The sequence below is a fragment of the Streptomyces spiroverticillatus genome (assembly GCA_014650415.1).
GTDB classification, from domain to species: Bacteria; Actinomycetota; Actinomycetes; order Streptomycetales; family Streptomycetaceae; genus Streptomyces; species Streptomyces spiroverticillatus.
Genome location: BMUX01000006.1, coordinates 482,626 through 496,429 on the forward strand (window position 1 = coordinate 482,626; position 13,804 = coordinate 496,429).

The following is a 13,804-nucleotide window of genomic DNA, read 5'->3' on the forward strand; positions in this document are numbered from 1 at the left end:
CGCGACGGGAGAACCCCGCATGCTTGAGCCGATCGACCCCGCTGAGGCCGAGAAGACTTCGCCCAGCGACACCTTGCCGCCGCGCCGCAGGCGCCGTGCGGCCTCGCGTCCCGCCGGTCCCCCCGGGGCCGGCGCGACCCAGCAGGACCAGCCGGAACAGTCGGATGCCGCCAAGACCGTAGAGGCCGCGGCTCCGGCCATACCGGCCGGAGAGGGTGCCGTGACCGACACCACTGACAACAACAACGCCAGCACCAGCACCGGTGACAGCGCCGCCCCCGCACGCCCGCGCCGTCGTGCCGTGCGCAAGGCGACCGCCCCGGCGGGCTCGCCCGCACCGGTCGTCGAGGAGACGCCGGCGCCGGTGACGGAAACCGCCGCCGCACCGGCCGCCGAGGAGGACCCCGCGCCGCGCACGCGCCGTCGTGCCGTCCGCAAGGCCACCGCCCCGGCGGGCGCACCGGCCGAGGCCGAGACCCCGGCTGTCGCCGTCGAGGAGGCCCCGGCCGCCGAGACCGCCGCCCCGGCCCGCCGCCGTGCCACCCGCAAGGCCACCGCTCCCGCAGGCGCCCCCGCGCATGCCGAGGAGACGCAGGAGGCTCCGGTCGCCGAGCCCGCCGCCGAGGAGGCGCCCGCGCCGCGCACCCGTCGCCGTGCCACCCGCAAGGCGACCGCGCCGGTCGTGGAGGAGACCCCCGCCGCCGAGGAGACCCCCGCCGAGGCTCCCGCCCCGGTCGCCGTCGAGCCCGCAGCCGACGAGGCGCCCGCGCCCCGTACGCGCCGCCGTGCCGTGCGCAAGGCGTCCGCGCCCGCGGGTTCGCCCGCCCCGGCCGCCGTCGAGACCGAGGCCGAGCCCGTCGACGTACCGCAGAAGCAGGAGCAGGCCGCCGAGGAGGCTCCGGCCGCCGAAGAGGCTCCCGCACCGCGTACGCGTCGTCGTGCCGTGCGCAAGGCCACCGCTCCGGCGGGTTCGCCCGCGCAGGCCGAGGCCCAGGATCCGGCCGAGCCCGTCGTCGTACCGGAGACGGTGCAGGAAGCCGCGCAGGAGAGTGCCGAGGACGAGGCACCGCGCGGTCGTGTACGCCGTCGGGCGAGCCGCCCGGTCGCCACCCCGAAGTTCACCGCCGAGTCGGCCGCGCCCGCCGTCGAGGAGAAGGCGGAGGAGAGCGCGCCGCGTTCGCGCCGCCGTGCGCAGCGGCCCGCCGTCGCCGTGTTCCAGGCACCGGTCTTCGCCGAGCCCATGTTCCAGACGCCGGAGACCGCCGCCATGGCCGCGGCCGCCGCACCCGTCGAGGAGCCGGAGCCGGAGGAGGACGAGGAGGAGACCACGGAGGTCGAGGCCGTCGTCGAGGCACCGGTGCAGGAGGAGCCCGCACAGACCGGCGGCCGTCGCCGTCGCCGCCGTCGCGGTGAGAGCGCCGTCGCCGAGCAGCCCCGTACCGAGGTCCAGGAAGCCCCGCAGGACGAGGCCGACGCGGCCGACGAGGACGCGGCGCAGAACAACGAGGCCGAGGGGCACGACGAGTCGGACGACTCCGACGACCGCCGCGCCCGCCGCCGCCGTCGCGGTGGCCGTCGCCGGCGCCGGGGCGAGGCCCTGGACCACGGTGACGCCGAGGAAGGCGACAGCGACAGCAACCACAAGCGGCACGAGGACGCCGCCGAGTCGCAGCGGGACACCGAGCACACCGAGCAGGCCTCCGTGGACGAGGACGACTCCGAGGACCACGACGACGAGCACCAGGGCGGCGCCGGTTCCTCCAGCAGCCGTCGCCGTCGCCGTCGCCGCCGTCGCAGCGGCGACTCCGGGCACGACGAGGTGCAGACCGGATCCGACGACCCGGAGCGCACCGTCGTCAAGGTCCGCGAGCCCCGCAAGAAGGAGGCCGAGCGCGAGCCCGGCACCGGCTTCGACGAGGTCCAGTCCATCAAGGGCTCGACCCGCATGGAGGCCAAGAAGCAGCGCCGCCGCGAAGGCCGCGAGCAGGGCCGCCGCCGCGTCCCGATCATCACCGAGGCGGAGTTCCTGGCGCGCCGCGAGGCCGTCGAGCGCGTCATGGTGGTGCGCCAGAACGGCGAGCGCACCCAGATCGGCGTCCTCGAGGACAACATCCTCGTCGAGCACTACGTCAACAAGGAGCAGTCGACGTCCTACGTCGGCAACGTCTACCTGGGCAAGGTGCAGAACGTCCTCCCGTCCATGGAGGCCGCGTTCATCGACATCGGCAAGGGCCGCAACGCCGTCCTGTACGCCGGTGAGGTCAACTTCGAGGCGCTCGGCATGGCCCACGGGCCGCGCCGCATCGAGACCGCCCTCAAGTCCGGCCAGTCCGTCCTCGTCCAGGTGACGAAGGACCCGATCGGTCACAAGGGTGCGCGTCTGACGAGCCAGGTGTCCCTGCCGGGCCGCTACCTCGTGTACGTGCCCGAGGGCTCCATGACCGGCATCAGCCGCAAGCTCCCCGACACCGAGCGGGCGCGACTGAAGACCATCCTCAAGAAGATCGTCCCCGAGGACGCGGGCGTCATCGTGCGCACCGCCGCCGAGGGTGCGAGCGAGGACGAGCTGCGCCGCGACGTCGAGCGTCTGCAGGCACAGTGGGAGGACATCCAGAAGAAGGCGAAGAGCAACGGTGCGTCCAACGCGCCGACCCTGCTCTACGGCGAGCCGGACATGACCGTCCGGGTCGTCCGCGACATCTTCAACGAGGACTTCTCCAAGGTCATCGTCAGCGGTGACGACGCCTGGCAGACGATCCACGGTTACGTCGCCCACGTCGCCCCGGACCTCACGGACCGGCTGTCGAAGTGGACGTCGGAGGTCGACGTCTTCGCGACGTACCGGATCGACGAGCAGCTGATGAAGGCGCTGGACCGCAAGGTCTACCTGCCGTCCGGCGGCTCCCTGGTCATCGACAAGACCGAGGCGATGATCGTCGTCGACGTCAACACCGGGAAGTTCACCGGACAGGGCGGCAACCTCGAAGAGACCGTCACCAAGAACAACCTGGAGGCGGCCGAGGAAATCGTGCGCCAGCTGCGGCTGCGCGACCTCGGCGGCATCGTCGTCATCGACTTCATCGACATGGTCCTGGAGTCCAACCGCGACCTGGTGCTGCGGCGTCTGCTGGAGTGCCTGGGACGCGACCGCACCAAGCACCAGGTGGCGGAGGTCACCTCGCTGGGCCTCGTCCAGATGACCCGCAAGCGCGTCGGACAGGGCCTCCTGGAGTCCTTCTCCGAGACCTGCGTCCACTGCAACGGGCGCGGTGTCATCGTGCACATGGAGCAGCCCACCGCCATCGGCGGTGGCGGCGGCTCCAAGCGCTCGAAGAAGCGCGGCAAGGGCGGCAGCGGCTCCGAGCACACGGACCACGCCGACCACGTCGAGCACGCGTCCGACGCCGGTCACTCGGAGCACTCCGGTCAGGACCACGGTGCCGGTCACGACCACCACGAGCCCCTCGAGGTGGAGACGGAGGCGGAGGTCGCCGCCGAGGTGGCCGCGCCGATCGCGCTGCCCTCGCCCGACTTCGTGCCGGACGAGGAGCTGTACAGCAGTGCCGCGGAGGCCGAGGCCGCCGCGACCCGTGGCCGTGGCCGCCGTCGGGCGTCGCGCAAGGCGTCGGCACCGGCCGGTGCGCCGCGCGGCAAGACCTCGCCGGCCGACTACATCGAGCACGCGTCGCCGATGAAGGCGAAGGCGGCCGTGGCGGAGGCCCCCGAGGCCCCCGAGGCTCCTGCCGTGGAGGAGGCCCCCGACGTCGAGACGGTGGCCGAGGAGGCCGCTGTGGCGCCGCGTGGGCGCCGCCGGGCGACCCGGAAGGCGTCGGCCCCGGCCGGTGCCCCGAAGGAGGCCCAGGCCGCCGAGGTGACCGTGGTGGAGACGGCTGCCGCCGCCGAAACCCCGGCCGTCGAGGCCCCGGCCGCTCCGGAGGCGCAGGCGGCTCCCGAGGCGCCGGCCGCTCCCGAGGCCGAGACGCCCGCGCCCGTCGCGGACGCCGCGCCGCCGCGGGCCCGCCGCAGGGCTACCCGCAAGGCCACCGCTCCGGCGGGGTCGCCCGCGGGATCGGTCGAGGCAGCAGTGCTGGTCGTGGACGCCGCGCCGGCGACGGCTGCTGTAGAGACGGCTGCTGCGGACCCTGCCTCTGCGGAGACGGCCTCCGTGGCGACGGCCGAGGCTCCGGCTGCTGACGCACCGGTGACCGAGGCTCCGGCGCCGGAGGGCGACGAGGCTCCGGCACCGGCGGCCAAGAAGACGGCACGCAAGACCGCCGCCAAGAAGGCCGCACCGGCGAAGAAGGCGGCGGCCAAGAAGACCGCCGCCAAGAAGACCGTCGCGAAGAAGACGGCCACCAAGACCGCCAAGACGGCGACCAAGACGGCCACGAAGACGGCGGCCAAGAAGACTGCGAAGAAGACGGCCGCGGCGGAGCAGACGCTCCCCTCCGTGTCCGCCCCGGCGCAGGACTGACGCTCCACCGGCTCGCCCGCTGCCCGCACAGGCAGCAGGCGGCATCAGCAGCACCCGCAGTACCCAGCGGAACCGGCCCTCGGCCGGAACCAGGGTGGCCAGCGCCGATCCGGCGCTGGCCACCCTGGTATCCGGGACCTGTCCGAGATCCCCCGGGACCCTGTCCGGCATCCGGGCGGACCCGGGGCCGAAGGTCGTGAAATGCCCCTGAACAACGGAGAGTTCGAAACCTCATGAGCAACAGCGCCACCCCTCGCCCCATACGCAAGGCCGTCATCCCGGCCGCAGGGCTCGGCACCCGCTTCCTGCCTGCGACCAAGGCCACTCCCAAGGAGATGCTGCCGGTCGTCGACAAGCCCGCGATCCAGTACGTGGTCGAGGAAGCCGCCGGGGCGGGACTCTCCGACGTACTCATGATCACGGGCCGCAACAAGCGCGCCCTCGAGGACCACTTCGACCGCAACTACGAGCTGGAGTCCGCTCTCACCAAGAAGGGCGACGCCGACCGCCTCGCGCGCGTCCAGGAGTCCAGCGACCTCGCGACCATGCACTACGTGCGCCAGGGCGACCCGCGGGGCCTCGGCCACGCCGTCCTGTGCGCCGCCCCCCACGTCGGCAACGAGGCCTTCGCCGTCCTCCTCGGCGACGACCTGATCGACCCCCGCGACCCCCTGCTCGCCCGCATGGTCGAGGTCCAGCAGACGTACGGCGGCAGCGTCGTCGCGCTGATGGAGGTCGACCCGGAGCAGATCCACCTGTACGGCTGCGCGGCCGTCGAGGCCACCGCAGACGGCGACGTCGTCAAGATCAACGGCCTGGTCGAGAAGCCCGCCACCGAGGACGCCCCGAGCAACCTCGCCATCATCGGCCGGTACGTCCTGGACCCGGCCGTCTTCGAGGTGCTGCGCAAGACCGAGCCCGGCCGCGGCGGCGAGATCCAGCTCACCGACGCCCTCCAGACGCTCGCCGCGGACGAGAACGTCGGCGGCCCGGTGCACGGCGTCGTCTTCAAGGGCCGCCGTTACGACACGGGCGACCGCGGCGACTACCTGAAGGCCATCGTCCGCCTCGCCGCCGAGCGCGCGGACCTCGGCCCGGACTTCAAGACGTGGCTGCGCGGCTACGTCGCGGAGGAGATGTAGTTCTCCTCCGGTGCACCGGACGGGAGCCGCGGCACCCGTCCGGCACGCCCTCGGGGCGGTCACCCTCGCACCACCGGGGGAGGCCGCCCCGTACCCTTTGCCCCGCACCATCCCTTGCACCACTCCCGCAGTCCCTGCATCCCCTGCACGACCCGCACGAAGGAGAACCCCATGATCGGCCTGGTACTGGCGGCGGGCGCCGGACGGCGTCTGCGCCCCTACACCGACACGCTGCCCAAGGCGCTCGTGCCCGTCGACGGCGACACCACCGTCCTCGACCTCACCCTGGGGAACTTCGCGAAGGTCGGCCTCACCGAGGTGGCGATCGTCGTCGGCTACCGCAAGGAAGCCGTCTACGCGCGCAAGGAGGAGCTGGAGAAGACGTACGGCGTCACCATCACGCTGATCGACAACGACAAGGCCGAGGAGTGGAACAACGCCTACTCCCTGTGGTGCGCCCGTGACGTCCTCAACAACGGTGTCATCCTCGCCAACGGCGACACGGTGCACCCGGTCTCCGTCGAGGAGACGCTGCTCGCCGCCCGCGGCAACGGCCAGAAGATCATCCTCGCGCTCGACACGGTGAAGAACCTCGCCGACGAGGAGATGAAGGTCATCACCGACGCCGGCGACGCCGTGCAGCGGATCACCAAGCTGATGGACCCGGCGTCCGCCACCGGTGAGTACATCGGCGTCACCCTCATCGAGGGCGAGGCCGCCGAGGAACTCGCCGACGCCCTGAAGACCACCTTCGAGCGCGACCCCGACCTCTACTACGAGGACGGCTACCAGGAGCTCGTGGGCCGCGGCTTCCGCATCGACGTGGCCCCCATCGGCGACATCAAGTGGGTCGAGATCGACAACCACGACGACCTCGCCAAGGGCCGGGAGATCGCGTGCCAGTACTGACCCGGCTGATCCCCTCGCCGGTCGCCGTCGACATCTCCCGCGGGGCCCTCGACGACCTCGCGGGCGTCCTCGCCGACCAGCGGATCTCCGGCTCGGGCGCGCTCGCCATCGCCATCAGCGGCGGCTCGGGCCTGGCACTGAAAGAGAAGCTGTCGCCGGTGCTGCCGGACGCCGACTGGTACCCCGTCACCGACGGCACCATCGACGCGGCCGTGCGGCTCGCCGAGGAGATGAAGGGCCGCAAGCGCTACGACGCGGTCGTCGGCCTCGGCGGCGGGAAGATCATCGACGTCGCCAAGTACGCGGCCGCCCGCATCGGGCTGCCCATGGTCGCCGTCGCGACGAACCTCTCGCACGACGGCCTGTGCTCCCCGGTGTCCATCCTGGACAACGACAACGGACGCGGCTCCTACGGTGTGCCCACGCCCATCGCGATGCTCATCGACCTCGACGTCATCCGGGACGCGCCCGCCCGTTTCGTACGCTCCGGAATCGGCGACGCCCTCTCCAACATCTCCGCCGTCGCCGACTGGGAACTGTCCCACCAGGTCAACGGGGAGACGGTCGACGGTCTTGCCGCCGCCATGGCACGGCAGGCCGGCGAGGCAGTGCTGCGCCACCCGGGAAACGTCACCGAGGACGCCTTCCTGACCGTGCTCGCCGAAGCCCTCGTGCTGTCCGGCATCTCCATGTCGATCAGCGGCGACACCCGGCCCTCCTCCGGCGCCTGCCACGAGATCAGCCACGCCTTCGACCTGCTGTACCCGCAGCGCTCGGCGCTCCACGGCGAGCAGGTCGGCATCGGCGCGGTCTTCGCGATGCACCTGCGCGGGGCGCACGAGGAGGCAGGTCTGTTCGCGGACGTACTGCGCAGGCACGACCTGCCGGTGCTCCCGGGCGACATCGGCTTCACCGTCGACGAGTTCGTGGCCGCCGTCCAGTACGCGCCGCAGACGCGGCCGGGGCGCTTCACGATCCTGGAACACCTGGACCTGCCCGAGGACGGCGTCAGGGACGCCTACAGCGCCCTGGTGAAGGCCGTCGGCGCGTCGGGTGGACGGCCGGACGGTGGACGTTAGCCCGGTTTGACCCACCGGTCGGGGCCCCGTAACCTTGACCGTCGGCGTGTTTTTGTGCGCCAAACCCCTGAGCAACCCCCTCCTGGATCACTTCGGTGCGTCGGGAGAGGCCGCTCGTCCTGTTTCACGCCGGAAGCGGCTGGCATCAGGGGTCCCGTCTTCGAGTGAAAGTGAGATCCGCGTGTACGCCATCGTGCGCAGCGGTGGTCGCCAGCACAAGGTTGCTGTCGGCGACATCGTTGAGGTTGACAAGATTTCCACTGCCAAGGTTGGCGACGCGGTCGAGCTTTCGACGCTGCTCGTTGTCGACGGTGACTCCGTGACCAGCGACCCGTGGGTCCTGGCCGGGATCAAGGTCACGGCCGAGGTCGTGGACCACCACAAGGGCGAGAAGATCGACATTCTCCGCTACAAGAACAAGACCGGCTACCGCCGTCGCCAGGGTCACCGCCAGCAGTACACGGCGATCAAGGTCACCGGTATCCCCACGGCTGCGAAGTAAGGGACTGAGACATGGCACACAAGAAGGGCGCATCGTCCACTCGGAACGGTCGCGACTCCAACGCTCAGCGGCTCGGCGTCAAGCGCTTCGGCGGCCAGGCCGTCAACGCCGGTGAGATCCTGGTCCGCCAGCGCGGCACCCACTTCCACCCGGGCACGGGTGTCGGTCGCGGTGGCGACGACACGCTGTTCGCTCTCGCCGCCGGTGCGGTCGAGTTCGGCACGCACCGTGGCCGCAAGGTCGTGAACATCGTTCCGATCGCCGGCTGAACAAGCCAGCTTTCCTGAGCACCTCTTGAGGCGCTCGGTTTGAGCACCCTCGTGGTGCTCGGAGCGACACACCGCACGTTCCGAGGGCGGACGCTCTTTCCCGGCTACCGGGGAAGCGTGTCCGCCCTCGGCGTGTTACGTATGTAGACATTCCGCATTACCTGTACTGGAGGACACCCATGACCACCTTCGTGGACCGCGTCGAACTGCATGTCGCCGCGGGTAACGGAGGCCACGGCTGCGCCTCCGTACACCGTGAGAAGTTCAAGCCGCTCGGCGGCCCGGACGGCGGCAACGGCGGGCGCGGCGGCGACATCATCCTCGTCGTCGACCAGGCCGTGACCACCCTGCTCGACTACCACCACAGCCCGCACCGCAAGGCCACCAACGGCCAGCCCGGCGCCGGCGACAACCGCTCCGGCAAGGACGGCCAGGACCTGATCCTGCCCGTGCCGGACGGCACCGTGGTGCTCGACAAGGAGGGCAACGTCCTCGCCGACCTCGTCGGCCACGGCACCACCTACATCGCCGGCGAGGGCGGCCGCGGCGGCCTCGGCAACGCCGCCCTGTCCTCGGCCCGCCGCAAGGCCCCCGGCTTCGCGCTGCTCGGTGAGCCCGGCAAGTCCGCGGACATCGTCCTGGAGCTCAAGACCGTCGCCGACGTGGCACTGGTGGGCTACCCGAGCGCCGGAAAGTCCTCGCTGATCTCCGTGCTCTCCGCCGCGAAGCCGAAGATCGCCGACTACCCTTTCACGACGCTCGTCCCCAACCTGGGCGTCGTCACCGCCGGCTCCACCGTCTACACCATCGCCGACGTCCCGGGCCTGATCCCGGGCGCCAGCGAGGGGCGGGGCCTGGGTCTGGAGTTCCTGCGGCACGTCGAGCGCTGCTCGGTCCTCGTGCACGTACTGGACACCGCGACCCTGGAGTCCGACCGTGACCCGATCTCCGACCTCGACGTCATCGAGGAGGAGCTCAAGCTGTACGGCGGTCTGGACGACCGGCCGCGCCTCGTCGTCCTCAACAAGGTCGACATCCCGGACGGCAAGGACCTCGCGGACATGATCCGCCCGGACCTCGAAGCCCGCGGCTACAAGGTCTTCGAAGTGTCCGCCGTGTCCCGCGTGGGCCTGAAGGAACTGTCCTTCGCCCTCGCCCAGGGCATCGCCAAGCTGCGCGCCCGCAAGCCGGTGGAGGAGGCGACCCGTATCGTCATCCGCCCCAAGGCCGTCGACGACAGCGGCTTCAAGGTCATCAAGGACGAGGTCGAGAACGTCTACCGGGTGCGCGGCGAGAAGCCGGAGCGCTGGGTGCAGCAGACCGACTTCAACAACGACGAGGCCGTCGGTTACCTCGCCGACCGCCTCTCGCGCCTCGGCGTCGAGACCGAACTGATGAAGGCCGGCGCCCGCGCGGGTGACGCCGTCGCGATCGGCTCCGAGGAGAACGCGGTCGTCTTCGACTGGGAGCCCACCGTCATGGCCGGCGCCGAAATGCTCGGCCGCCGAGGCGAGGACCACCGCCTCGACGCCCCGCGCCCCGCGGCCACTCGCCGCAAGGACCGCGAGGCCGAGCGCGACAACTCGCAGAAGGAATACGACGAGTTCAAGCCTTTCTGACGCATCGTCAGTTATTTGTTTTCCGGCGTCCGACGCCGCGAAAAAGGGCCAGGAAAAGGGGCCCGGTTCCAAGAAGTTTTCTTCTTGGAACCGGGCCCCTTTTTTTGTACGTCCGACAAAGCGCGTCAGTGACGCGGATCCGCACCCGCCTCGAACATCAGGTCCGCGACCCGCGCCGAGGCCTGCCCGTCGTCCAGGTCGCAGAACTGGTGCAGGAACTCCTCGTACTTCTCCCGGTACGGCACGGACACCTCGTCCACCTCGCGCACGGCCCGGACCAACTCCTGCGACGTCGCGATCAGCGGCCCCGGAGCGTCCTTCTCGAAGTCGAAGTAGAACCCGCGCAGCTTGTCGCGGTAGTGCTCCAGGTCGTACGTGAAGAACAGCATCGGACGCCGGGTGTGTGCGAAGTCGAACATCACCGACGAGTAGTCCGTGATCAGTACGTCAGAGACCAGGTACAGGTCCGCGATGTCCGGGTACTCCGACACGTCGAAGACGAAGCCGTTGCCCGCACCGGGAACGGCGTCCACGATGTTGGCGTGCCGGCGCACCAGCAGGACGTGGTCCGCGCCCAGCTTCTCCTGCGCGTCGTCGAGATCCAGCTGCATGTCGAAGCGGAACTGACCGCGCCGGTGCGACAGGTCGTCGCGCCAGGTGGGCGCGTACAGAACCACCTTCTTGCCCTCCGGGAGGTTCAGCCGCTCCCGGATCTCCTTCGCCCGCACGTCACGGTCCGGCGCGTAGAAATAGTCGTTGCGCGGATAACCCGTCTCGACCACCGGGCCGTCGAAGCCCATCGCCCGCTTCAGGATCGGAGTGCTGAAACGGTTGGCGGAAACCAGCATGCTCCAGTTCTTCGTCTCCGCCCGCAGGTTGTGGTGATAGTCCGGGTCGAACTTCGGAGCGTCGATGTCCAGGCCGATGCGCTTGAGCATGGTGCCGTGCCAGGTCTGCACGACCACCTGGCCCGGGCGGCGCTCCATCCAGTGCGGAAGGTGCGCGTTGGTGACGATGTACTTGCTGCGCGCCAACGCCTCGTACCAGTCGGTGCACCAGAACGACACCTTCTTCATCGTGTCGGGCAGCTCCAACTGACTGTCGCGGACCAGCCACAGGTGTTCCAGGTCCGAGCCGCGGCGCACCAGCTCCTCGTGGATGGCACGCGGACTGTCGGAGAACTGGCGCCCGTTGAAGCTGAGATACAGCACGCTGTCGCGCAACGGCAGCTCGCGGCCCGCCCGGTACACCTCCCGAAGGAGCTGGTTCTGCCGGTACTCGCCGTGCTCCATGACGTTCATGTCCGGCAGGCAGTTCAGCTGCGGATAGTCGAACCAGCGCGACTCCAGGGCGTACGAACGGCCGTCCGCGGTGCCTTCGGCGGGCAGCGACGGCACGGCCAGCCGGTCCGCGACGAAGGCGATGTCCGTCTTGCTGCCGGCGGAGCGCAGGAAGAAGTTCCACCGGCCGCTCTTCAGCGGCAGACTGCCCTTCGGCCCCGACAGCTTCGACGGGGCGAAGTCGGCCTCGAAAGAACCGTCCTGGAGCACCGTCAGAGGCACCGTCTTCTCGTCGAAGAAGTCCCGCGCCGAGACCACCAGCACCGCATCGGTCAGGTCCGCGGGCGTCGTGCCCGACAGGAAGTACCGGCCGTCCTGCCAGCGCACCCGCGTCAGCCTGGCCCGCAGCGGGCGCCCGGAGAACTTCAGATAGCCGTTGGCGCCGGACAGCAACGCGACTTCGTTGCGGTCGGCGTCCTCGCCCAGAGTGCGCGGCAGACGTATCTGACGGTCGGCGAGACCGTCACGCACCACAGTGGAGAACTGACGCTCCTTGCCGTCCGCGCCGTGCACCAGCAGCGCGGTGCTCCAGTCGCGGCGGACCGCCAGCGACGGGTCCACGCCCGTGGCAGGCGACTCCTCCGTCGAGATGTCCTGGTGCTCGGGCAGCAGCGCCACGTCCGCCAGCGGAACCCGCACCAGGAACGGCGTCCGGCCGCCGACGACCGGCTCCAGCACCACCGCGTACGTCAGCACCTCGCCGCTCTTGCGGTTGGTGACCCGCAGCGACACCGTCTCGCCGGGCTTCAGGGACTCCCGGATCGTGCCCTCGATCTCGATGTCCCCGTCCACCGCACGGTGTCCGGTGACCAGCGCCCGGACCTTCTCCACCCGCAGCTTCAGCGACGTCTTCTCGACCGAGGGCACCAGCCGGAAGTCCTCGCTCAGCCACTTGTACGGCGGGTGCGCCGCAGCGACCGGGCCACTGGCGTGCACCGCGCGCTTGCGCACCAGGCCGGCGGAAGCGAGACCGAGCCCGACGTGCCAGACACCCTCCTGCCAGACGCCGCCCCGGCCCGCCAGCTTCGCCGGGTCCAGGAACACCTCCCAGCCCGCCCAGTCGTAGTTGTACTGCTTCTGACCGGAGTACGTGGTGGCCTCCGGGCAGTGCACGTTGCGCAGCGGCAGCACCGAACGACGGCGGCTGCCGCCCTTCTTCAGCTGGAGCACCTTGACCGCACTGTGCTTCGTCGCCTGGTCGATGTTGTCGATCCAGGCGTGCCCCAGCATCCGGAGCCTGCCGCCCTCCCAGGAGATCTCCTGGAGCGGCGCCTTCAGTTCCAGGTCGGGGTCGATGCGGCGCACCAGCTTCGACAGACCGGCGGTGCCGTCCTTGTCGAGACCCGAGAACTGTGCGTACTTGCGCAGCAGTCCGCTGACCTCGACCCGTTCGCCGCGCCGCTCCGCAGAGATCATCTCGACGAGTTCGGCCATGGCGTGCTTGCGCACCAGGAGCCACTTCACCCGGTCCGCGGCGGGCAGCTCCATCACCAGCTTGGGGTCCACGCCGTCCAGATAGCCGTTGACGACCCGCAGGAACTCCGCGTGGTACTCCTCGCCGCCGTCCGGCAGGACGTTGAGGAAGAGCCGCAGGTCGTCGGTGAGCACGGAGCGGTCGTAGTCGTGCTTCAGCTCGGCGTCCTCGGCGCTCGTCCGGGTCGCCAGGAAGCGGCTGACGCGCTGCACCGCCCCGGTGCGGTCCCGGACCGCCCTCGGCTCGGTACGGCGCTGGGTGATCGAGGGAGCCTGCTCGCCGTCGCGCAGCCGCCACAGGTAGACGGGCTCGCTGATGACGTCGACGGCCTCGGCCAGGACGTGCGCCGGAATCATCGCCGGGGTGTCCTCGTAGAGGACGCCCTCGGGGAAGGACAGCCCGTGCTTCTCCCAGAAGTCGCGCCGGAAGACCTTGTTCCAGGCGGTGCGGTCGGCCAGCAGCCGCTTGTCCTGGTGCACGTGGGTGCGCTGGACGGCGCCGCCCGCCAGCATGCGGTGCATCCACGACTGCCACACCTTGGTGGCGTTGATGTGGTGCACGTTGCCCGTGACGAAGTCCGAGCCGCTCTCCTCCAGGCTCGCGATCATCACCCGGTAGGCGTCCGGGAGGACGATGTCGTCACTGTCCACGAAGGCGACGAACTCCGCCTCCGGGTGCAGGTGTTCCAGCCCCGTGTTGCGGGCCGCCCCCAGACCCGCGTTCTCCTTGACGATGACCTTGAAGCGTGGGTCGCGGGCCGCGTACTCGGCGGCGATCCGCCCCGAGTCGTCCGGAGACCCGTCGTCCACCACGAGGACTTCGATGTCGGTGAACGTCTGGGCGGCGAGCGAGTCCAGACAGGCCGGCAGATACGTCTCCACGTTGTAGACGGGGACGATGACACTGAGCCTGGGGGGCATGGAGGGAAGACCTTCCTGGGGTGGAGCAGAGGATGCCGGGAAACGAATCCGGACCGCCGCAGGCAGCGACGGTCCG

The 13,804-nt window shown here is 70.5% G+C and carries 8 protein-coding genes; 7 read left to right on the forward strand and 1 reads right to left on the reverse strand.

Translation table 11 applies throughout. The annotated features are described in order from the left end of the window. The first annotated feature begins 19 nt into the window (after positions 1-19). The 7 genes from IE269_RS19295 to obgE all read left to right on the forward strand — a co-directional run bounded on the left by IE269_RS19295 (position 20) and on the right by obgE (position 9,994). Positions 20-4,474 (forward strand): Rne/Rng family ribonuclease, encoded by a 4,455-nt coding sequence (locus tag IE269_RS19295; RefSeq protein ID WP_189824240.1) that lies wholly within the window; start codon positions 20-22, stop codon positions 4,472-4,474. A gap of 233 nt (positions 4,475-4,707) precedes the next feature. Next, the gene (gene galU, locus IE269_RS19300) at positions 4,708-5,616 is read left to right on the forward strand and encodes a UTP--glucose-1-phosphate uridylyltransferase GalU (protein WP_189824241.1); all 909 of its coding nucleotides are present in this window, start codon (positions 4,708-4,710) and stop codon (positions 5,614-5,616) included. Positions 5,617-5,787: 171 nt separating this feature from the next. Then, positions 5,788-6,525 carry a phosphocholine cytidylyltransferase family protein gene (locus IE269_RS19305; protein ID WP_189824242.1) on the forward strand — a complete coding sequence of 246 codons (738 nt, stop codon included), beginning with the start codon at positions 5,788-5,790 and terminating at the stop codon, positions 6,523-6,525. Beyond that, a complete protein-coding gene (locus IE269_RS19310) occupies positions 6,513-7,604 on the forward strand; it encodes an iron-containing alcohol dehydrogenase family protein (protein WP_189824243.1) in 1,092 nt (363 codons plus the stop codon). The genes IE269_RS19305 and IE269_RS19310 overlap by 13 nt, the downstream gene beginning before the upstream one ends. 181 nt (positions 7,605-7,785) lie before the next feature. Beyond that, on the forward strand, positions 7,786-8,106 hold the full coding sequence (rplU, locus tag IE269_RS19315; RefSeq protein WP_189824244.1) for a 50S ribosomal protein L21: 321 nt from the start codon (positions 7,786-7,788) through the stop codon (positions 8,104-8,106). A gap of 11 nt (positions 8,107-8,117) precedes the next feature. Continuing rightward, on the forward strand, positions 8,118-8,375 hold the full coding sequence (rpmA, locus tag IE269_RS19320) for a 50S ribosomal protein L27 (protein WP_018103204.1): 258 nt from the start codon (positions 8,118-8,120) through the stop codon (positions 8,373-8,375). 179 nt (positions 8,376-8,554) lie between these two features. After that, positions 8,555-9,994, forward strand: coding sequence for a GTPase ObgE (gene obgE, locus IE269_RS19325; RefSeq protein ID WP_189824245.1), 1,440 nt, complete (start codon positions 8,555-8,557; stop codon positions 9,992-9,994). 125 nt (positions 9,995-10,119) lie between these two features. Here obgE and IE269_RS19330 read toward each other — a convergent pair whose 3' ends face one another. After that, a complete protein-coding gene (locus IE269_RS19330; protein ID WP_189824246.1) occupies positions 10,120-13,728 on the reverse strand; it encodes a bifunctional glycosyltransferase/CDP-glycerol:glycerophosphate glycerophosphotransferase in 3,609 nt (1,202 codons plus the stop codon). Positions 13,729-13,804 lie beyond the last annotated feature (76 nt).